The following is a 20,465-nucleotide window of genomic DNA, read 5'->3' as shown; positions in this document are numbered from 1 at the left end:
TTCGCAGCAGTCTGGGCTGATCATCGAGGCGCGGCATCGGTGGAATCACCAGTCGTGGGGTCTCAAAACTAACGTTGATAGGTAAATTCCGGTCCAAGCCCTTCCCCATTTCGTCACCCGCGCGCAACACTGTCCGGTATGGCTCCCGAGGTCGTTTTGCGCGGTCGGCACCAGGAGCGCGGCGCTGTCCGGGAGTTGCTCGACGCCACGCGGGCCGGTCGGGGGGCGGCGCTGGTCGTCACGGGTGGGCTCGGGGCGGGCAAGTCCGCGTTGCTCCGTCTGGCGCACACGGCGGACTTCCGGGTGTTGACGGCGCACGGTGTGCCCGCCGAGTCGGCGCTCGACGGCGCGGGCCTGCACCGGCTGCTGCACCCGGTGGCGGACCGCGTTCCCGAGGCGTTGCGGGTGGCGGTCGGGTTGGCTCCCGGTGCTCACCGGCGCGCGTTCGCGCTGAACACCGAGGTGCACCGGCTGGTGTGCGAGGTGGCCGCTCAACGCCCGGTGCTGGTGCTCGTCGACGACGCCGGGCTGCTGGACCGGACTTCGTTGGAGGCACTGGCGTTCCTCGCCCGCCGGGTCACCGATCACCGCGTCGCCGTGCTGTTCGCGCTGGAGCCGCACCGCGGCGACAACCCCCTCGTCGGGCTGCCCGTGCTGCCGCTGCGCCCGTTGGACGATCCCGCCGCGCTGGCCGTCCTCGCCGACCACAACCCCCTCGGCGTGTCGGAGGACTTCGCCGAGGAGGTGCTGGACCTCGCGGGCGGCAACCCGCTCGCGCTCACCGAACTCGCGGCCACGGGACGGCTCGCGCCGGACAGCGTGCTGCGGTCCCGGTTGCGGGCCAGGTTCCACGCCCTGTCACCGGATGCGCGACGGCTCGTGCTGCTCGCGGTGGCGGACGAGGACCTCGAACTCGACACCGTCGTGCGCGCGGAACTGGAGCTGGACGCGTTGGAGGAGGCCCGTGACAGCGGTCTGCTCGCGGTGCGCGGTGAGCACGTCGTCGTGTCGTCGGGTCTGACGCGGTCCGTGCTGCGCACGGAGGTGCCGATCCGCGAGCACCGCCGGGCGCACGCGCTGCTGGCCGACGTCCTCGACCCGGACCACCACCGGTCGCGGTGGCTGTGGCACCGGGCCGCGATGAACCGCGAGGCGGCCAACGGCTTGGCCGCCGACCTCGCCGCCGCGGCCGAGAGCGCCCGGCGCGCGGGCGACTACGCGGCTTCTTCCCAGGCGCACCAACGGGCCGCCGCGCTGACCCGGTCGCCGGACGCCAAGGCCGCCCACCTGATCGCCGCCGCGGCCGACCACTGGTCGGTCGGCCGACCACGGCAGTCGCGCGCGAGCCTGCGCGAGGCGCGCGCCTACACGCGCGGGCGGGAGTTACGGGGCCTGACCGACTTCGTGCGCGGCGGCATCGAACTCGGCGACGGCGTGCCGGGGTCGGCGGTGCGCAACCTGCGCAAGGCGTCGGACGACCTGCTGGACTCCCACCGCACGTTGGCCATCACCGCGCTGGTGTTCGCCGCCGAGGCGGGCAGCATCGCGGGCGACCAGGCCGACCACGCCCTGACCGCCGCCCGCGCCGCGCGCCTGCGCCGCCCGGACGAGCCGCCGGTGACGCAGCTGATGTTCGACCACCTGGAGGGCATGGCGGCCACGTTCGCCGGTCGCCACCGCGTCGCGAAGCCCGCGCTGGAACGGGCGGTGCGGCTGGCGACGAACCTGTCGGACCCGCGGTCGAAGATCTGGGGCAGCCAGGCGGCGTACGTGCTCGGCCACGCCACCCCGTCGCTGGAACTGGCCACGCAGGCCGTGGCGGCCGCGCGGGACAGCGGCATGGCGTCGCTGGTGCCGTGGGCGCTGGTGTACCGGTCGTTGGCGGCGTTGCTGCTGGACCAGCACTCGATCGCGTCGGACAGCTCGCTGGAGGGCGTGCGCGAGGCGACCGCGATGGGGCAGCCCAACACCGTGGTCGACCACCTGACGATCCTGGCGCTGATGGCGGCGTTGCAGGGCAACAAGGCCACGGCCGTGCACCGCCTGCACCTGGCCGCCGCGGACGTGGCCCGGCGTGGTCTCGGCAGGCCGAGCACGTTCAGCTCGTGGGCGTTGGCGTGCGTGGACCTGGTGGACGACCGGCCGGTGGACGCGCTGAACCGGTTGCGGCTGCTGGCGGTCGGCACCGGTCGTGTGCACCCCGGTATCAAGGTGATGACCGCGCCGCACTTCGTGGAGGCGGCGGTGGCGTGCGGCCAGCAGGCGAAGGCGGTCAACGTGCTGCGGCAGTTCGAGGGTTGGGCGGCGAGCACGGGCTGCCCGGCGCGGCTGGCGTTGTCGCACCGCTCACGCGCGCTGCTGGCGGGCTCGGAACCCGAGGCGGACGCCCACTTCCTGGAGGCGATCCGCCTGCACCGCGCGGGCGGCACCCCAATGGAGCTGGCGAAGACCGAGCTGTTCTACGGCCACCGCCTGCGCCGAGGCCGCAGGCCGAAGGTCGCGCGCGAACACCTCCGCGACGCGCTGAAGATCTTCCAGCAGTACGACTCGGAACACTTCGTCAACCGCGTCCGCGCCGAACTGCGCGCCTCCGGCGACACCATCACCACCACCAAAACCGCCCCCACGGCCGCCCTCACTCCGCAGCAGTCCCAGATCGCCCGCCTGGTGGCCGAGGGCGCGACGAACCGCGAGATCGCCGCCCAGCTGTTCATCAGCCACCGCACGGTCGAACACCACCTCCGCAACATCTTTGCCCGACTGGAGGTCCGCTCCCGCGTGGAACTGACCCGGCTGCTCGGCTGATCGGCCCAGACCGACCGGTCCGCGACCTCGACAAGCGCGGCGGTGTCGGCCATGCTCGTGATCTCCCTCGCAGCCCGAATCCCATGATCGACATCTCCGTCGGGTCGTGGAAGTCTTCGGGGACCAGTCGAGTGGAACACCGGAGGGTCAGGTGGAGGACTCCGCGCAGTGGCAGGGCGAGGAGGTCGTGCTGCGGCTCATCGCCGTCGCGAGCCGCACCAGCACGGTCTGCTTCCTGGCGGCCGTGTGGTCGATCATCGCGCCGCTCGCGTTCGACCGCACCGTGCTCAGCGAGAAGCTCGCCGGGTTCTGGGTGGTCGTGGCGATCGGTGGCGCGGTGCTGGTGCTGTCGATGGTGCGCGCCATGGCGCCGCTGGACGCGCCGTGGCTCAGCGTCGTCACCGCCGTGCTGGGCATCTGGTCGATCGGCGAGACGTTGCGGAGCTACACGCTCGCCGACGGGGTGCCGATCGCGATCAGCGGGATCGTCGTCGGCTCGGCGATCATCGCCGCGTCCGCCACGAGCGCCGCGGCCACGTACCGCGCCCGCCAGATAACGGCGGGATAACGTTCCATCGTTGTATTGATCCCCTCGGGGGTCGGTTCCGTATGCCCGTGCGTTGGCGTCCATCGGTTCCGTACCCGAGGGGGACGAGCGTCGTGGCCATTCGTGTCGTTCGAGCGGCAGTGCTGACCAGCCTCCTGGCGCTCGTGTTCATGCTCCTGGTCGTGGTGGGCAGCGCGATCGGCGCTGACAGGGACGCCTCGCCGCGCTCGCAGGCCGTGCCCACCGGGATCGTGCTGGTCGCGGACTCGACGCTGGTCGTGGCGCAGTCCGACACCGTCCAGGCGCCACCGCCGGGCGCGGTCGTGCAGAAGGGCGGTCCCGCCGCCGCGGCCACCGCGCGGACGATCGACATCGTCGTCGTCTCGGCCCTGGTCTTCCTGGGCCTGTGGGTCTGGGTGCGGGTCGGCAACGCCCGCAAGGGCCACTGACCCCGTCCCGGATACCGGGAACGGGTGGCCACTCTGCGTCATCATGTTCGCTTGACCGGTTTAGTGGCCGTCGCTAGTGTCGGACTCGATCTCGGTAACGGCACTGTTACGTTCCGCCAGTCGTCGCGGATTCGGATCGGTCCGCCTCGCGCTCGTGTCGAATGGCGGGGAACTGTCGATTTCGGGTCGAGCGGCGGCCTTCCTCCGAAGGATTCCCATGCCAACGCACAAAATCGGGGTGGTCGTGCACGGCGGTGACCCGCTGTCGCGCGCCGGGCTCGTCGGAATCCTGGAGCAGCGCGACGACCTTGTCGTCCTGGAGGACGGGGCCGCGCGGGCGGACGTGGCCGTGGCCATCGAGGACCGGGTGGGCTCGGGCGCGGTGGTGCGGCTGCGGAAGCTGGTGATCAGCATGGACAAGCGGGTCGTGCTGGTGACCGACGAGCTGAGCGAGTCCCAGGTCGGGATGGTGCTCGACGCGGGCGTGCAGAGCGTCGTCTGGCGGCGTCAGGCGACCGGGGAACGCCTGGTCAGGGCGGTGGAGACCGCGGCGAGGGGCGAGGGCGACGTGCCGTCGGACCTGCTGACCCGCCTGCTGGCCCGGCTGCGCGACGTGCACCGGCGGACCGGGGTGGACCTCCCGGCCGCCGCCGAGCCGACCCCGCGCGAGGTGGGCGTGCTCCGGCTCGTCGCGGACGGCCTGGACACCAAGGAGATCGCGGGCAGGCTGTCGTACTCCGAGCGCACGGTGAAGGGCCTGCTCCACGACGTGATGGTGCGCAGGCAGTTGCGGAACCGGGCGCACGCCGTCGCTTTCGCGGTGCGCGAGGGCTACATCTGATCGGCGAAGCGGTATTTGCGGTGGTCGTTTTCCGAAAACGCGACCACCGGCGATAATCGATTGCCTTTCGTCCCCGAACGAGGCATTTCTGCCGCACGAGGCAGCATTTCTGCCGGTTGCCCCGGCGGTCCAACCGCGGTGACCGGCGGTCACCGTTCGACGGTCGACGTCAGCCGCCCCGGCAGGCCCGCGAGGAACCGGTCGAGGTGCACCGCGCGGACCTCGAGGTCGTTCGCGCACTTGTGGGACAGGTCGTACCGGGCGGGCCGGTCGTCGTCGTGGAAGTACACCGCGCGCGGCCGCCCGTCGTCGGCCAGCTCGAACACCGGGTTCGCCACCAGGAAGTCCCGCACCGCCGGGGTGTCGCGGGTGGCCGCCCACCACACCCGCAGCCTGCCCGTGTGGTTCGGCGCCACGGTGGCGGTCGGCCCGAAGCGGCGCTTCCACTGGAAGATGCCCTGGCTGATCCACGCCTCCACCGCGCCGAAGTCCACCCGCGCGCACTCGTTGTCGTCCGCCCACTCCAGCAGCAGGTGGTAGAGCGCCTTGAGCGCGCCGTCGTCGTGGTGCACTCGGCTCCCGTCGAGCACACCGAGCAGCCGCACGGTCAGCACCGAGCCGTCCGGGCTCCGGTGGCACAGCACGCCCGCGGTGCGCTGCCCGTCGACCACGGCGAACGCCAGCAGTCCACGCCGGAACAGGCACTCGTGCGCCCGTTCCCTGGTCTCGTTGCGCGTCCGGTCGCCGTGCCTCAGTTCCATCGTCGGCACGTGCATCCGGTCGTAGAAGAAGTCGAACGACTCCTCGTCGGTGGCGACCTCGATCGTCACGGTCCGGCTGTTGCGCAGCGCGGTGAACCACTGCCGCTCCCGCTTGGACACCCCGCGCCGCCACGACCCGTCGCCCGCGAGGTCGACCGCCAGGTGCAGCCGGTACGGCAGCACGAGCGCGTGGTCCCGCGGCAACGCCCGGACCTGCGCCGCCGTGCCGCTCACGGCCACCAGGTCCGCGTCCGGTGGACCGCCCGGCGTGAACAGCCGCCCCCGGTCCACCGGGTGTTCGACCCGGCTCACCGTCGCCGCGCCGCCGATCTCCCGGCGCTGCTCCAGGAGTTGTCGGACCACCACGCCGTGCCGCACCCCGGCGTAGCCGATGCTCGGCCCGTCGGGGCCCGCCGTCGACACGGTCGAGGTGAACCGGCGCAGCCGGGTGTCCACCTCGCTGCGCAGCGCGGCCAGTCTCGGGTCCTCGCTCTGGTCCCAGGAGTAGCCGGCGCGCAGGCGCCACCGGTGCGCCTCGGTGCGAACGTTCACGGGACGGCTCCACGGGTAGGTGATCGGGAACCGATCCTGCTCACGGCGGGGCCGAGGGGGAACGTCCGCGCGGACGGACCTTTCGTGCAGGGGGTCGCGTTGTGGCGAGGTATTCTCGCCGAAGTGGAACTCGCGTGGAAGCGCGATCCATGATCTTGTCCGATCATCTGTCCACCATTCGGGCTCCCCCTGGAATTCGACAGAGGGGGAATGGGGTGCGGTTCTCCGGCATTGTCGGGGTATTGGCAGGTGAAAGCCGTCGACTGTCCTTTATGAACACGAATTCCCCTGGCTGAGGCCTTTTTCTGTCATCTCGATTGGCGCGCCCGGAGATCACCGCCGCTACGCTGGAAGTCCGCCCAGTGTTAAGGAAATCCGGAATGTCCATGCGCAAAATCGCCGTGGTGGTCCACGACGGCGACCCGTTGTCCCGTGCCGGTGTCATCGAGTTCCTGGAAAATCGGTCCGACCTGGTCGTGCTGGACGGGCTCGAATACCGCGAGGGGAGCGTGGCGGTGGTGCTGGTCGACGTGCTGGACGCGTCGACCGTGTCGAGGCTGCGCGGGCTCGTCGCGGACCTGGACCAGAGGGTCGTGCTGGTGGTGGGGGAACTCGACGAGGCGCAGGTGGGAATGGTGCTCGACGTCGGCGCGCGCACCGTCGTCCTGCGCCACCAGCTCACCGCGGAACGCCTGGTCAAAGCGGTGGAAGCCGCCGCACGGGGTGAGGGTGACCCGCCGCCGCGCTTACTCGCCCACCTCACCGCGCAGGTGCGCGGAACGCGGCGGAAAGGACGTCCGCCGTCGGAGCCCACGGAACGGGAACTCGGCGTTCTCCGTCTCGTGGCCGACGGCCTGGACACCAGGGAGATAGCCGAGCGGCTGTCGTACTCCGAGCGCACCGTGAAGGGCGTGCTCTACGACGTGATGGCGCGCAAGCATTGGCGGAATCGGGCGCACGCCGTCGCCTTCGCCGTGCGGGAAGGCTACATTTGACCGAATTCGGGTTCGCTGATATGTGAATCCGACTTCTCGGGGGTGGCTGCACGAAAAGTCCGTCCGGACGGACGTTCCCCGTCTCGAACGCCGTGGGCATGATCGGGTCGACCCGAATCGCCCACCGAGAGGCTCACGGCCGAACTCATGACCCTTCGCATCATGAAGAAGTTCGAATTCTCCGCAAGTCACCGGCTCGACGGACTGCACGACGGTCACCAATGCGCACGGCTGCACGGCCACAACTACGTCGTCGAACTCGAGCTTTCCGCCGCGACCACGCACGACCTCACGCCCACCGGTTTCGTGCGCGATTACGGCGACCTGTCGACGTTCAAGACCTGGCTCGACAAGACCCTCGACCACCAGCACCTCAACGACATCGTCCCCGGCAACCCGACCGCCGAGAACATGGCCGTCTGGATGCACGCCCAGTGGGCCGTCGAGTACCCGGAGCTGACCGCCGTCCGCGTCTCCGAGACCCCGAAGACCTGGGCCGAGTACCGACCCTGACGTCCTGCACCCCGCAGAGAGGCGACCCATGACCACCCACGCCGGACACGACCTCCTCCACGACCTCACCCCGCCCGCCGACGAGGACCCCCTGGTCGACGTGGCCCGGCAGCTGCTGAAGGAGATCGGCGAGGACCCCGACCGCGAGGGGCTGCGCGACACGCCCCAGCGGTTCGCCCGCTGGTGGCGCGAGTTCAGCGACTACCACCCCGGCACCACCGACACCCTGTTCGAGGCGACGACCACCAGCCAGCTCGTCATCGTCTCCGACATCGCGGTCTGGTCGCTGTGCGAGCACCACCTGCTGCCGTTCAGCGCCACCATCACCATCGCCTACCGCCCCACCGGTCACCTCCTCGGCCTGTCCAAGTTCGCCCGCGTGGCCCACAACCACGCCCACCGGCTCCAGGTGCAGGAACGGCTCGTCGCCGACATCGCCACGGACATCACGACCATCACTGGCACCCCCGACGTGGCCGTCATCGCCCGCGGCGAGCACCTCTGCATGACCATGCGCGGCATCAAGACCAGCGCCCTCATGACCTCCACCGCGTACCACGGCGCGTTCTCCACCGATCCCGCCCTGCGCGCGGAACTGCTCAGCCTCACCCGTTCCTGACCCCGGAGGAAGAACTCCCGATGACACAGGAGAAACCCGCGGTCCTGCTGGTCGACCCGATCCGGACCGGGGCGCGGTACAAGGCCGCCGCCCGCGACCTCGGGTTCACCGTCGCCTCGGTGTACACCGTCGAGTACAGCGCGGGCAGCCCCGGCCACGCCGAGGGCGACGACGTCTCGCTGTACGCCTCGGACGTGGACGAGGTGCAACGGCAGGTCGTGGCGCACGGGCTCGACGTGCGGGCGGTGCTGCCCACGGTCGACACCGGCGTGGAGCTGGCGGACCTGGTCGCGCACCGGCTCGGCCTGCCGGGCAACGACCACGCGCTGGCCTGGGCCCGGCGCAACAAGGCGGCCATGCGGCAACGGGCGCTGGACGCGGGTCTGCGCGTGCCGGAGTTCCGGCTCGTCGCCCCGGAGGGGATCCGCGCGGCGATCGAGGAGATCGGGTTCCCCGCCATCGTCAAGCCCACCATGGGCTCCTGCTCGCAGGGGGTCGTGGTGATCTCCGACGAGGGCTCGCTGGGCGAGCTGGACGGGCTGGTCACCCACGACGCCTTCGCCGTGCCGATCACGGAGTGGTTGGTGGAGCGGTACGTCCGCGGCCGCGAGTTCGCCGTCAACCACTACAGCGCAGACGGCGAGCACCGCCTGGTGGACATCTGGGAGTACCGCCAGCCCGGCGACGGCGACTACGACTTCCCCGTCTGGGAGACCGTGCAGCTCGACGAGACCGACCCGGACTTCGCGCGGTTGGGCGAGTACGTCGGCGACGTGCTCGACGGGTTCGGCATCGGCCGGGGCCCGAGCCACACCGAGGTCAAGGCCAACGCCGACGGCGTGTTCCTCATCGAGGTCGGCGCGCGGCAGCCCGGCGGGCCCGCGATGGAGATGTGGGACCGCCACAGCGACCTCATGCGGCCCTACCACGACTCCATCGAGTGCTACCTCGGCCGACGACCGTCCATCATGGACAAGTCGCCGGACTTCAAGGCCGTGTTCGGGTCCCTGGTCATCCGCAACGACGACGCGCCCGGCACGCTGAAGGCCGTGCACGGCGTCGAGAAGCTCGACGGCCTGCCCGGCATCGACCGCGTCATGGTCGAGTGCGCGCCCGGCGACCACGTCCCGGTGACCCGCGACAGCCTCGCGATCCCGGTCAGCGTGTTCGTCACCGGACCGGACCAGGCCACGGTGCTCGCCACCCTCGCGACCGTCCGCTCCCTGGTGTCGCTGGAGATCGAGCCCGACCCGAGCGCGACCGGCTGACATGACCGGAACGCGCGGCACGAGGCCGTTCGGCTTCGTGGACACCTACCGGGACGTGCTGGCCACCCCGGTCGACCGACGGCTGGCGCTCGTGAGCGTGCTGTCGAAGCTCTCTTACGGCATGTTCCCCGTCAGCGCCGTGCTGCTGCTGTCGCAGCGGTACTCCTACGGGGCCGCGGGCGGCGCGGCGGGCGTGATGCTGCTGGCGACCGCGGTGAGCAGCCCGGCGCGCGGCAGGCTCGTCACCGGACGGTCCGGCCGGGCGGTGCTGCTGCTGTGCCTGGCCGGTTACCTCGCGGGCGTGACGGGGCTGGTGGCCGGGGCGTCCGAACGGCTGCCGTTTGTGGTGGTGCTGTTGTCGTCGTTCGTGGCCGGGTTGTGCGCGCCGCCGGTCGGCATCGTGCTGCGCGCCCACTGGACGGCGGCCGACCGCCGCCGCGGCAGACCCTCGGGCAACGCCCTGGAGTCCGCGCTGATGGACATCACGCTCATCACCGGCCCGGTGCTGGCCACGTGGCTGAGCGTGTCCCTGCGACCCGCGCTGCCGTTCGTGGCCGTCGGCGTGCTCATGGCCGCGGCCGTGCTGCTGCTGTCGGCCCCGGTCGGCGTGACCTCGGCCGTCACACCACACCGTGACGGCCCGTGGGTGTCACGGCCGCTGCTCGCGGTGTTCGGCGCGCTGTTCCTGTTCGCCGCGGCGCTGTCCGCGGTGGAGATCGTGCTGCCCATCCACGCGCAGCAGCAGCACGTGACGGGCTACAGCGGCTGGTTCCTGGCGAGCATGTCGCTCGGGAGCATCGCCGGGGCGCTCGTGCTCGGCGCGCTCCCTACGAGGGTAGGGCTGCCGCCGTTGCTCGGCGGGTTCGCCGCCGGGGCGTGCCTGCTGGGACTGGCGATGCCCGTGTCACCGATCGCCGTGCTGGCCGCGTGCCCGCTCGCGGGACTCGCCATCGGCTCGACGTTCGCCCGGTTCTACGGCGTCCTGGGCGAGATGACCCCGGCGGGCGCGGACGGCTCCGTGCAGGGCTGGGCCACCGGCGTGACCATGACCGGCTTCGCCGTCGGCAACGCGGCGGGCGCGGCGCTCGCGGGCGCGCACGGCGCACCGGCGTTCCTGTTCCTGTCACCGGTCGCAGGGGCGGCCGCGGTCGTCCTGCTGTCGCTCGCCAAGACCACCCACCACGAGGAGCAGGCATGAACCCGGAGTTCTACTCGAAGGTCGCCGCCCGCTTCGGCGGCTACTCCAGCGGAGCCCAGCGGACCGAGGTCTTCCCCGACGGCGACCCGGAGGACGTGTTCGACGGCATCGTGCTCGGCCAGGCGGGCGGGGCGCTGCTGGACGTGGGCTGCGCCGACGGCCGCAACCTCCTGCGGATCGCCCCGGCGTTCGCCTCGGTCCACGCCGTCGACCTCGCGCCGGAGATGCTCGACTCGGCCAGGCGCCACCAGGCCGACTCCGGCCTCGACCACGTCGTGTTCGACCTCCGGGACGCCTCGGCGACGGAGTACCCGGACGAGTCGTTCGACGTCGTGACCTCGCGCCGCGGCCCGCTGTTCGCGAAGGAGTTCCTGCGGGTCCTCAAACCCGGCGGGTCCCTGGTGCACCTGGGGATCGGCGAGCAGGACGTCCGCGAGCTGAAGGAGGTCTTCGGCCGCGGCCAGCTCCACGGCCGCTGGAACGGCGTCCCGGTGGCCACCGAGGCCCGCGCCGGCCTGGAGGCCGCGGGCTTCACCACCGCGCGGGAGCAGAACCTCACCTACGAGGAGTACTTCCACACGCCCGCCGACCTCGACACCTTCCTGCACCAGGTCCCCATCTTCGAGGACTACGACACCGCCGCCGACGAGGAGCCCTTCACCCGCTACACCGCGCGGGCGTCCTCCGACCGCGGCGTCCGCCTGGGCAGGCACTGGTTCCTGCTGCACGCCAGGAAGAGCGCAGAACGGAGCGCGACATGACCATCTTCACCGAGCTCGAGTCCGAGGTGCGCAGCTACAGCCGGGCGTGGCCCGTGGTGTTCGACCGCGCCGAGGGCAGCAGGCTGTACTCCGAGGACGGCAGGCCCTACCTGGACTTCTTCGCCGGTGCGGGAGCGCTCAACTACGGGCACAACAACCCCGTGCTCAAGGAGGTCCTGCTCGACTACCTGCGCCGCGACGGCGTCTCGCACGCGCTGGACATGTTCACCGTCGCCAAGCGCGACTTCCTCCAGACGTTCGACGATCTGGTCCTGCGTCCCCGTTCCCTGGACTACAAGGTCGTCTTCCCCGGTCCCGGCGGCGCCAACGCGGTCGAGGCGGCGTTGAAGCTCGCCCGCGAGGTGACCGGCAGGCACCAGGTCGTCAGCTTCACCAACTCCTTCCACGGCATGACGTTGGGCGCGCTCGCGGTCAGCGGCAACGCCGTCAAGCGCGCCGCGGCGGGGGTGCCGCTGGCGCACACGACTCCCATGCCGTTCGACGGGTACCTCGATGGCGGGCCACCGGATTCCCGTTACCTGGAGCGGATGCTGTCCGACGCGGGCAGCGGACTGGACCGCCCGGCGGCCGTCGTCGTCGAGACCGTGCAGGGCGAGGGTGGTCTGCACGCCGCCCGTGCGGAGTGGTTGCGGGACTTGGCGGAGCTGTGCCGAGCGCACGGCGTGCTGCTGATCGTCGACGACGTGCAGATGGGCTGCGGCCGCACCGGCGCGTTCTTCAGCTTCGAGGACGCCGGGATCGTGCCGGACATGGTGTGCCTGTCGAAGTCCATCGGCGGGTACGGCCTGCCGATGGCGCTCACCCTGGTCCGCCGCGAGCTGGACGTGTGGCAGCCCGGCGTGCACAACGGCACGTTCCGCGGCGTCAGCCCGGCGTTCGTGACCGGCGCGCAGGCGTTGCGCACCTACTGGAGCGACGAGGGCTTGGAGAAGTCCACCAAGGCCAAGGGGGAGCGGGTCGCGGCGGCGTTGGAGGACATCGCCGCCGAGCACCGCGGCGCGGGCCTGCGGGTGCGCGGCAGGGGACTGGCCTTGGGGCTGAGGTTCGGCGTCGAGGGCGCCGCGACCGAGGTGTGCGCGGCGGCGTTCGAGCGGGGCCTGCTCGTGGAGACCTCCGGCGCGGGCGACGACGTGGTCAAGCTGCTGCCCCCGCTGACCACGACCGACGACGAGCTCGACGAGGGGCTCCGCGTCATCCGGACGTGCGTGGGCGCCGTGCTCACGCGGTCCCGTCACTAGAGACATCGAGGAGAGTGGCTGTGAGCACCGTGATCCCGTCCGTCGACCTGGGGCAGTGGCGGTCCGCGTCCGCCGACAAGCGCGAGCGCGTCGCCGCCGACCTGGACACCGCGCTGCGCGACACCGGCATGTTCCTGCTCGACGGGCACGGCGTGCCGCGCGAGGTGATCGACGGCTTCCGTGCGCGTGCCAGGGAGTTCTTCGCCCTGCCCCACGACGTCAAGGCCCGGTACGCCGTCGAGTCCTTCCACGACAGCGGGTGGCTGGAGATGCACCCCGCGGGCGGCGTCGGCGTGCTGCGGGAGGAGGGGGAGGAGGCCCCGAGCGCGCCGGACCTGCACGAGTCGTTCTACGCGAGCCCGACGCACCGCACCGGGAACCCGGACCTGGACCGGTTCTACTACCCGGCCAACCGCTGGCCGAGCGAGATGCCCGAGCTGAAGCTCGCCGCAGACGCCTACACCGGCCACATGGTCCGGGTGGCCGAGACGATCAACGAGCTGCTGGCGTCCGTGCTGGGCCTGCCGGAGGACTACTTCACCTCGCGCGCCACCAAGTCGACGTGGACGCAGAACGCGAGCTGGTACCCGTCGCTCAACGCCGTGGGCGGCGTGGCCAGCGGCCAACTGCGCAACGGCCCGCACACCGACCTCGGCACGTTCACCATCCTGAGCCGCCAACTCGGCGTCGGCGGTTTGCAGGGCTGGAACGAGGCGGACGGCTGGTTCGCGCCCCCGTACGGCCCGGACTCGCTGGTCGTCAACCTCGGCGACCTCATGGAGCACTGGACCGACGGCCGTTGGCGCGCTCTGAAGCACCGCGTCCTCGCACCCAGCCCGACCGCGCCGGACGAGGAGCTGCTGTCGCTGGTGTTCTTCTACGAGTCCGACCCCGACACGGTCGTCGAGCCGCTGGTCGCGCCGGTCGGCGGCGGTCGAGGACTGCCGCCCGTGGTGGCGCGCCACGAGGTCCTGCGCAAGCTCGGCGTCACCGTCCCCACGGGAGGACCCACCCCGTGAGCAAGATCATCGCAGTGGTGTCCGGCGGCATCGACTCCGTCACCATGGCCCACCACCTCGCGTCACAAGGCCACGACCTGCACGTGCTGTCCATCGACTACGGGCAGCGCCACCACAAGGAACTCGCGTTCGCCCGCGCCGTCGCCGACCGGCTGGGCTTCCCCTACGAGCAGGCCGACCTGAGCGCGGTGAAGAGCGTCTTCCGCGGCTCCTCGTTGACCGACCCGTCGGTCGACGTTCCGAGCTTCGGCGTCACGACCCCGCGCAACCCCAACATCGTCCCCAACCGCAACGCGCTGCTGCTGTCCGTCGCGTTCGCGCTGGTCGTGGTGGAGGACGCGGACGCCGTCGCGTTCGGCGTGATGGCCGACGACGTGGGCCCCTCCGACACCTCGCCGGAGTTCCTGCGGCGGTTCCTGGAGATGGAGCGCGTGGCCATCGCCCGCCCCGGCGTGGACCTGCTGGCTCCGCTGATCGAGCTGCACAAGACCGGCGTGGTGGCGCTGGGGGAGGAGCTCGGCGTCCCGTGGGCCGAGACGTGGACCTGCTTCCGCGGTGAGGACGTCCACTGCGGGGAGTGCGCGGCCTGCGCCGAACGCCGAGGGGCGTTCGCCGAGGTCGGCGTCAAGGACCCGACCACCTACCGCACGTAGAACCGTCACGACGCAAGAGGAGGTGGTGCCCCGTGGAACCGGAACTCGTCGTCAACGAGATCTTCGGACCCACTGTCCAGGGTGAAGGCCGGTCGATGGGACGCAGGTGCGCGTTCCTCCGGCTCGGCGGGTGCAACCTGTCGTGCCACTGGTGCGACACCCCCTACACCTGGGACTGGAAGGGGGAGAGCGCGAGCGGCGTCAAGTACGACCCCAAGGTGGAGCTGCACCGCCGGACGGTCTCCTCGGTCGCGGAGGAACTGCTCGCCTTCGGCGTCGACATGGTCGTCATCTCCGGCGGCGAGCCGCTGGGCCAGCAGAAACGCCTGGTTCCGCTGGTTGACGTCCTCACCAGCCACGGCGTCGAGATCGAGGTCGAGACCAACGGGACCCACGCGGCGATGCCCGAACTGGTCGACGCGGGAGTGCGGTTCAACGTGTCGCCGAAGCTGGCCCACTCGGGGGACTCCGAGGCGCGCCGGATCGTCCCGTCGGCGCTGGCGAGCCTGGCGCGGACGCCGGAGACGATGTTCAAGTTCGTCTGCCGCGACACCGACGACCTCGACGAGGTCGCCGACCTGGTGACCCGCTTCGACCTCGGGTCCGTCTGGATCATGCCCGAGGGGCAGAGCGGCGACGAGATCGGCAAGCACATGGAGAACCTGGCCGACGCCGTGGTCGACCGGGGCTGGAACCTCACGACCCGGCTGCACACGTTGGTGTGGGGCAAGAAGCGGGCGGTCTGACCCGCGCGGGGCCGGGGATCAGGGCTGCTCCCCGGCCACCAGCGCCCGGCTCAGCTCACGCAGCTGCTCCAGCTGCTCGGTGGTCAACGCCCGTGTCATCGCCTCGGCCACGTGCCGGGCGTGCCTGCGCCCGACGCTCGCCTGCACCGCCCGACCCTCCGCCGTGAGGACGATCCGGGACGCGCGGCCGTCGTCGGGGTCCGCCCGGCGCTCGACGAGCCCCCGGCGTTCCAGGCGGGCGACGAGCCGGGAGATGCCCGCCTGGGTGAGCAGCGCGTCGTCCATCAGCTCGGTGATCCGCAGCCCGTCCTCCTGCCCGGTGAGGGCGTAGAGCACGCCGTACTCGCGCGGCGGGAGGCCGCCCCAGACGCCGGACGCCTCGAACTCGCGGGCGAGGGTCGCCTGGGCGCGGAACAACGCCTCCCAGGTCTCGTTGGCCAGCCGGAACGTGCCGGTCATCGGGACTCGGCCGGGTGCGTGGTGGTGGTCATGGGCTCCCTGTCCGGAAACGCGGAATACATGCGCAGTCATGTTGTTCTACCCCGTGTCAGGACCGCGTGCCACCACCGAGCCAGGAAACGAGTCGTTCGATGACCACACCGAGTGGGCCCCTCTTCGGGCTCGACACGTTCGGCGACGTCCCCGAGGGCGCCGACGGCGCACTGCTCTCGCACGGCGACGCCATCCGCCAGGTCGTCGAGGAGGCCGTGCTCGCCGACCGGCTCGGGGTCGACGCCATCGCGCTGGGCGAGCACCACCGCCCCGAGTACGCCATCACCAGCCCGGAAACGGTCCTCGCGGGCATCGCCACCCGCACCGAGCGGATCACCCTGGCCTCCGGCGTCACGGTCCTGTCCTCCGACGACCCCGTGCGGGTGTTCCAGCGCTTCGCCACGGTCGACGCCCTCTCGAACGGCCGCGCCCAGGTGATCCTCGGCCGCGGCTCCTTCACCGAGTCGTTCCCGCTGTTCGGCTACGACCTCAAGGACTACGACGTCCTGTTCGAGGAGAAGCTGGAGCTGTTCGCCCAGCTGCTGGACGAGAAGCCCGTCACGTGGCAGGGCACCACTCGGCCCGCGCTGGACAACGCCGACGTCTTCCCGAAGACCGACTCCGGACGGCTCGACACGTGGGTCGGCGTCGGAGGCTCCCCGCAGTCGGTGGTCCGCACCGCCCGCCACGGCCTGCCGCTGATGATCGCCATCATCGGCGGTGACCCGCAGCGGTTCGCGCCCTACCTCGACCTCTACCGCCGCGCCGCCGACCAGTTCGGCACCACGGCCCACCCGGTCGGGATCCACTCGCCGGGGTTCGTCGCCGACACCGACGAGGAGGCCGTGGAGACCTTCTGGCCGCGCTACCGGACCATGCACGACCGGATCGGCGCTCTCCGCGGTTGGGGCCCGATCAAGCGCGACCAGTACGAGGCCGAGATCGAGGGCGGATCCCTCTACATCGGCTCGCCCGAGACCGTGGCGCGCAAGATCGCCCGGACCGTGGGCTCCCTCGACGTCGGCCGGTTCGACCTCATCTACACCGTCGGCAGCATCCCCGCGGCCGCGCGCCTGCACGCCGTCGAGCTGTACGGCACCGAGGTCATCCCGCGTGTGCGCGCCCTGCTCGCCGAGTCCGCGAAGACGACGGTGTCCGCATGACCACGCGCATCGGCATCCTCGGCGCGGGCAAGGTCGGCACGGTCCTCGCGCGCCTGGCCGTGGCGGCCGGGTACGAGGTGCTGATCGCGGGCTCGGGCGACCCCGCCAGGATCGCCCTCACCGTCGAGGTGCTCGTCCCCGGAGCCGTCGCCACCACAGCCGCGGACGCGGCCGAGCGGTCGGACATCGTGATCCTGGCCCTCCCGCTGGGGAAGTACCGCGCCCTCCCGGTGGAGGCCCTCGCGGGCAAGCTCGTCATCGACGCGATGAACTACTGGTGGGAAACCGACGGCCTGCGCGACGACCTGGACGACCCCCGCACCTCCACCAGCGAGACCGTGCAGGCGTACCTGCCCACGTCCCGTGTCGTGAAGGCCTTCAACCACATGGGCTACCACGACCTCGAAGCCAAGGCGACACCCACGACCGGCCGCAAGGCCATCGCCATCGCAGGCGACGACCCGACCGACCTCGCAGTCGTCGGAGCCTTCGTCGACGCCCTCGGCTTCGACCCGGTCGTCGCCGGACCGCTGGCCGACGGCGTCCGCCTGGAACCGGGCACCGAACCGTTCGGCGCGAACGTCGAGGCCGACGACCTGCGGGCCATGATCACCCGCTTCCCCGACTCCGAGCGGGGCCACCGAGTGGCCGAAGCCCGCACACCCGAACCCGACCGCACCTGACCCCGGCGGCCGGTCTCCCGACCGGCCGCATCCGTCACCGGCTCTCCACTGTCACCAGCAGCCGTACCTGCGCTTCCACCCACGTCCGCACGCTCACCTCCTCCCCGAACGCCGCCACCGCGTCCGCGGCCCCGCGCAACCCCACCCGCCGCAACTCCCCGGCCACCTCGCCGATCCGCGTCCGCAGGCTCGGCGTCAGGTGCCGCAACCCCCGGTGCGCCGCCTCCGCGAACACCGTCACCGCCGCACCCAACGCCGACCCGATCGGGTCGGACTCCGCCACCGCGTACCCCGTGGGCTCGGCGTCGTCGCGCGCGGGAGCCAGGTCCGGCACCACCAGCCCGGTGTCCGTCAGCACCGCGATCGGGTCGAGCACCAACCCGCCCCCGACCCGACTCAGGGCCCCGCTCACGAACACCGGCCCGGACCCCAGCGCACCCGCCAACGCGTCGAGCGCCCCCGGACACACCCCGCGATAGGTCGACGAGATCGTCACCGTCGTCCCCCGCGCGTCCGCGACCACCGCGTCGAGCCGCTGCTCACCGGGGGAGTAGCCGATCGACAGCACCTCGGCCACCGCCACGACCCGCACCGCCTCGGCCTCCACCCGAGCCCGCACCAGCCGCGGCGGCAACCGCTCCAACGCGGCCGCCGCCACCGCGAGATCACGCACGAGCAGCGTGTCCGGCAACGCCTCCCACGCCCGCCCGACAGGCGTGATCGACGTCTTGGACACCCGCCCCGCCGACAGCCGCAACACCTGGCTGGCGCTGCGCGACGCCGACTCCGACACCACGTTCGCCGCTGCCAGCACCCCGAGCGTCGTGCCCGCCACCCGTCGCCCCGCCAAGTCGTGCCCGGTAGGCGACTCCCGCTCATCGACCGCCCACCGGTGCCGCAACACCAACGCGGTCGGACCACCCGCGAAGAACACCTCCGCCGTGCGATCCTCGACCGTGCCCCGCACCCGAGCCCCCAACGCGGTCACCCGCACCCGGTTCAACGGCGTCTCCGCGGGCACGTCCGCACCCAACACTTGCGACCGCGCCCCGGTCGCCCGATGCCGCGCGTGCACCTCCGCCACCAGTTCCGCGAACCGCTCAGCCCGATACCGCGTCGACCTCTCCCGATACGCCCCCAACTGCTCCACCAGGTCGTCCACCGCAGCCGCGGGCCACCGCAACCCACGATCACCCAGCTCCGCACCCACCCGCCTCAACCCGGCGTCCAACACCGGATCCGCGTGCGCCGCACCGTCGAGCAGCACTTGGTCCGCCAGCTCCACCACCGCGTCGAGCCCACCACCAGCCGACCCGGCCTGCCCTCCAACATCGAACTGCACAACGTCATCGACCAGTCCGCGCTCGTCGGCCTCCCGAAACGCCCACACCGCGTGCGCCACGAACTCGTCCCGCCGAGCAGCCGTCGCATCGGCGTGCACATACCCCAGCTCACCCGGCACCAGGAACCGCACCGTGCACGACGGCAACTCCGCACTGGCCGCGGGCTCCACCGCCGTGGGCCGCCGCAACCGCACAGGATACCCCGCCGCGTACGACCGGCGCGCCGCCGCAAGCCGCCGTTCCCCCAACAACGCCACCAGCGCCGCGTCCTCGATCGCCCCAGGCGACCACACGGCGAACTCCGCCACCTCCGGGCGCTCACGCTGGTAGGCCAACACCACCGCGATCCGATGCCTGCACACCCCCGCGGCCCCACACGAGCACGGTGCGGCCACCAACGACACCCCACCAGGCAGCTCAACCTCCACCCCGTCAGCGAACCGCCCGCGCACCACATCGCCGTCAACCTCCACGACGGGCCCACCACCCGCGTCGAGATCCTTCGTCGCCCGCTTCACCAAACCGCGATTGGCCAACGCCGCCAACGCGTCTGCCGTCAACGCGAGCAGATCGTCACGCATCACTCCAGCCTTCCGGCGCTGCCCTCGGCCCAGTGCTCCGCGGTTGTCGCGCTGAGGTCGTTTCCCATCAGCCCAGCCCTTCGGCGGCGAACTCGCCCCGGCGTCCTGGCGTTATCGCACATCACCCCAGCCTCTCCGCGACGAACTCCGCCAACTGCCCCGGCGTCATCGCGCCCACGTGCGCCCCCACGTCTGCCAACCGCTGAGCGAGAACCCGGTCGTAGTGCGGGTTCGCGTCCTCGTCGAGCGCCGCCAGCCCGAGCACCTGACTGCCCTGCTCCACGAGCGTGCGCACGGTCCGCACCAACCGGCTCTCGTCGCCACCCTCGAAGAAGTCGGTGATCACCACGACGATCGCCCGCCGCGGGTTCTCCACCAGCCCCGCCGCGTACCCCATCGCCTTCGCGATATCGGTACCCCCACCGAGCTGCACCTTCATCAGCAGCTCCACCGGATCCGTCACGTCCGCCGTCAGGTCCACCACGGCCGTGTCGAACGCGACCAGGTGCGTCTTGAGCCCCGGCAGCCCCCACAGGCACGCCGCCGTCACCGCCGAGTGGATCACCGATCCCGCCATCGACCCGGACTGGTCCACCACCAGGATCAGCTGCCACTGGTCGAGGTGCCGCCGCGTCCGCGACGAGAACACCGGTTTCTCGATGAGCACCCGCCGCTTGTCCGGCTGGTAGTGCGCCAGGTTCGACCGGATCGTCCGCCGGAAGTCGAAGTTCCGCGCCTGCTTGAAGGTACTGGGCCGCCGCGACCGCGTGCCGGTGAACGACTGCCGCACCTCCCTGGCCAGCTTCCGCATCAGCTCCCGCACCACGGATTCCACGATCCGCCGCGCCAGCTCCAGCACCTTCGGGTTCATCAGGTGCTTGGTGCGCAACACCGCCCGCAGCAGTGCCGCGTTGGGCTCGATGCGCGCCAGCACCTCGGGGTCGGTGACGATCTCGGTGATGTCGTACCGCTCGACCGCGTCCCGCTCCAGCCGCTCGACCGTCTCCTTCGGGAACAGCCGGTGGATCTCGTCCAGCCACTTCACGGTGCTCAGCACCGACTCGCCCTGCCCACCCCGCCGCACCTCGCGGGTCTTCAGCTCCGGATCCCTGCCGTACAGCCATTCCAGCGCCGCGTCCAGCGCCACCGCGTCCGCGCCCGGCGCGCCGCAGTGCGGGGCCGCGGGCTCCCCGAGGATCAACCGCCACCGCTCCATC

20 protein-coding genes are annotated in these 20,465 nt (G+C 71.5%); 16 read left to right on the top strand and 4 right to left on the bottom strand.

The annotated features are described in order from the left end of the window. Positions 1 to 138: 138 nt before the first annotated feature. The 4 genes from ACFWW9_RS10320 to ACFWW9_RS10305 all read left to right on the top strand — a co-directional run bounded on the left by ACFWW9_RS10320 (position 139) and on the right by ACFWW9_RS10305 (position 4,642). Positions 139 to 2,805, top strand: a complete 2,667-nt coding sequence (locus ACFWW9_RS10320) for a LuxR C-terminal-related transcriptional regulator (protein ID WP_390374237.1) — start codon at positions 139 to 141, stop codon at positions 2,803 to 2,805. 151 nt (positions 2,806 to 2,956) lie between these two features. Continuing rightward, positions 2,957 to 3,373, top strand: coding sequence for a hypothetical protein (locus ACFWW9_RS10315; protein WP_390374234.1), 417 nt, complete (start codon positions 2,957 to 2,959; stop codon positions 3,371 to 3,373). A 92-nt stretch (positions 3,374 to 3,465) separates the two neighbouring features. Then, the gene (locus ACFWW9_RS10310; RefSeq protein ID WP_390374231.1) at positions 3,466 to 3,801 is read left to right on the top strand and encodes a hypothetical protein; all 336 of its coding nucleotides are present in this window, start codon (positions 3,466 to 3,468) and stop codon (positions 3,799 to 3,801) included. 217 nt (positions 3,802 to 4,018) lie between these two features. Further along, positions 4,019 to 4,642 carry a LuxR C-terminal-related transcriptional regulator gene (locus tag ACFWW9_RS10305; protein WP_390374227.1) on the top strand — a complete coding sequence of 208 codons (624 nt, stop codon included), beginning with the start codon at positions 4,019 to 4,021 and terminating at the stop codon, positions 4,640 to 4,642. Between the two features lie 149 nt (positions 4,643 to 4,791). On the opposite strand, the gene ACFWW9_RS10300 is transcribed toward ACFWW9_RS10305, so the two are convergent. Continuing rightward, entirely contained in the window at positions 4,792 to 5,955 is a 1,164-nt protein-coding gene (locus ACFWW9_RS10300) for a hypothetical protein (RefSeq protein ID WP_390374224.1), read from the bottom strand. Between the two features lie 380 nt (positions 5,956 to 6,335). On the opposite strand from ACFWW9_RS10300, the gene ACFWW9_RS10295 reads away from it, so the two are divergent. The 10 genes from ACFWW9_RS10295 to ACFWW9_RS10250 all read left to right on the top strand — a co-directional run bounded on the left by ACFWW9_RS10295 (position 6,336) and on the right by ACFWW9_RS10250 (position 14,986). Next, positions 6,336 to 6,950, top strand: coding sequence for a LuxR C-terminal-related transcriptional regulator (locus tag ACFWW9_RS10295; protein ID WP_390374222.1), 615 nt, complete (start codon positions 6,336 to 6,338; stop codon positions 6,948 to 6,950). Positions 6,951 to 7,112: 162 nt separating this feature from the next. Next, on the top strand, positions 7,113 to 7,463 hold the full coding sequence (locus ACFWW9_RS10290; RefSeq protein ID WP_390374220.1) for a 6-pyruvoyl tetrahydropterin synthase family protein: 351 nt from the start codon (positions 7,113 to 7,115) through the stop codon (positions 7,461 to 7,463). A gap of 28 nt (positions 7,464 to 7,491) precedes the next feature. After that, positions 7,492 to 8,082 (top strand): GTP cyclohydrolase I, encoded by a 591-nt coding sequence (folE, locus tag ACFWW9_RS10285; protein WP_390374217.1) that lies wholly within the window; start codon positions 7,492 to 7,494, stop codon positions 8,080 to 8,082. A 20-nt stretch (positions 8,083 to 8,102) separates the two neighbouring features. Beyond that, on the top strand, positions 8,103 to 9,350 hold the full coding sequence (locus ACFWW9_RS10280; protein WP_390374214.1) for an ATP-grasp domain-containing protein: 1,248 nt from the start codon (positions 8,103 to 8,105) through the stop codon (positions 9,348 to 9,350). A 1-nt stretch (position 9,351) separates the two neighbouring features. Further along, complete coding sequence (locus ACFWW9_RS10275; RefSeq protein ID WP_390374211.1) at positions 9,352 to 10,548, top strand: MFS transporter; 1,197 nt, start codon at positions 9,352 to 9,354, stop codon at positions 10,546 to 10,548. Then, a complete protein-coding gene (locus ACFWW9_RS10270; protein ID WP_390374209.1) occupies positions 10,545 to 11,309 on the top strand; it encodes a class I SAM-dependent methyltransferase in 765 nt (254 codons plus the stop codon). The genes ACFWW9_RS10275 and ACFWW9_RS10270 overlap by 4 nt, the downstream gene beginning before the upstream one ends. Continuing rightward, the gene (gene ectB / locus ACFWW9_RS10265) at positions 11,306 to 12,568 is read left to right on the top strand and encodes a diaminobutyrate--2-oxoglutarate transaminase (protein ID WP_390374207.1); all 1,263 of its coding nucleotides are present in this window, start codon (positions 11,306 to 11,308) and stop codon (positions 12,566 to 12,568) included. Before ACFWW9_RS10270 ends, ectB begins: the two co-directional genes overlap by 4 nt. 20 nt (positions 12,569 to 12,588) lie before the next feature. After that, on the top strand, positions 12,589 to 13,587 hold the full coding sequence (locus ACFWW9_RS10260; protein ID WP_390374204.1) for an isopenicillin N synthase family dioxygenase: 999 nt from the start codon (positions 12,589 to 12,591) through the stop codon (positions 13,585 to 13,587). After that, positions 13,584 to 14,240 (top strand): 7-cyano-7-deazaguanine synthase, encoded by a 657-nt coding sequence (locus ACFWW9_RS10255; RefSeq protein WP_390374201.1) that lies wholly within the window; start codon positions 13,584 to 13,586, stop codon positions 14,238 to 14,240. Before ACFWW9_RS10260 ends, ACFWW9_RS10255 begins: the two co-directional genes overlap by 4 nt. Positions 14,241 to 14,272: 32 nt before the next feature. Then, complete coding sequence (locus ACFWW9_RS10250; RefSeq protein ID WP_390374199.1) at positions 14,273 to 14,986, top strand: 7-carboxy-7-deazaguanine synthase QueE; 714 nt, start codon at positions 14,273 to 14,275, stop codon at positions 14,984 to 14,986. 18 nt (positions 14,987 to 15,004) lie between these two features. On the opposite strand, the gene ACFWW9_RS10245 is transcribed toward ACFWW9_RS10250, so the two are convergent. After that, a complete protein-coding gene (locus ACFWW9_RS10245; RefSeq protein ID WP_390374196.1) occupies positions 15,005 to 15,445 on the bottom strand; it encodes a MarR family winged helix-turn-helix transcriptional regulator in 441 nt (146 codons plus the stop codon). A 131-nt stretch (positions 15,446 to 15,576) separates the two neighbouring features. Here ACFWW9_RS10245 and ACFWW9_RS10240 point away from each other — a divergent pair, with 131 nt between their 5' ends. Together ACFWW9_RS10240 and ACFWW9_RS10235 are read left to right on the top strand one after the other, a co-directional pair. Next, on the top strand, positions 15,577 to 16,641 hold the full coding sequence (locus tag ACFWW9_RS10240) for an LLM class flavin-dependent oxidoreductase (protein ID WP_390374193.1): 1,065 nt from the start codon (positions 15,577 to 15,579) through the stop codon (positions 16,639 to 16,641). Further along, positions 16,638 to 17,324 carry an NADPH-dependent F420 reductase gene (locus ACFWW9_RS10235; RefSeq protein ID WP_390374190.1) on the top strand — a complete coding sequence of 229 codons (687 nt, stop codon included), beginning with the start codon at positions 16,638 to 16,640 and terminating at the stop codon, positions 17,322 to 17,324. Before ACFWW9_RS10240 ends, ACFWW9_RS10235 begins: the two co-directional genes overlap by 4 nt. Positions 17,325 to 17,358: 34 nt before the next feature. Here the strand turns inward: ACFWW9_RS10235 and ACFWW9_RS10230 are convergent, their stop codons facing one another. After that, the gene (locus ACFWW9_RS10230) at positions 17,359 to 19,248 is read right to left on the bottom strand and encodes a hypothetical protein (RefSeq protein WP_390374188.1); all 1,890 of its coding nucleotides are present in this window, start codon (positions 19,246 to 19,248) and stop codon (positions 17,359 to 17,361) included. A gap of 121 nt (positions 19,249 to 19,369) precedes the next feature. After that, entirely contained in the window at positions 19,370 to 20,464 is a 1,095-nt protein-coding gene (locus ACFWW9_RS10225; protein WP_390374362.1) for a VWA domain-containing protein, read from the bottom strand. Between the last annotated feature and the right edge of the window lies 1 nt (position 20,465).

Source organism: Umezawaea sp. NPDC059074 (genome assembly GCF_042738955.1).
Lineage (GTDB): Bacteria > Actinomycetota > Actinomycetes > Mycobacteriales > Pseudonocardiaceae > Umezawaea.
The sequence above is the reverse complement of the archived record's forward strand: the minus strand, read 5'-3'. Positions and strand labels throughout refer to the sequence as shown.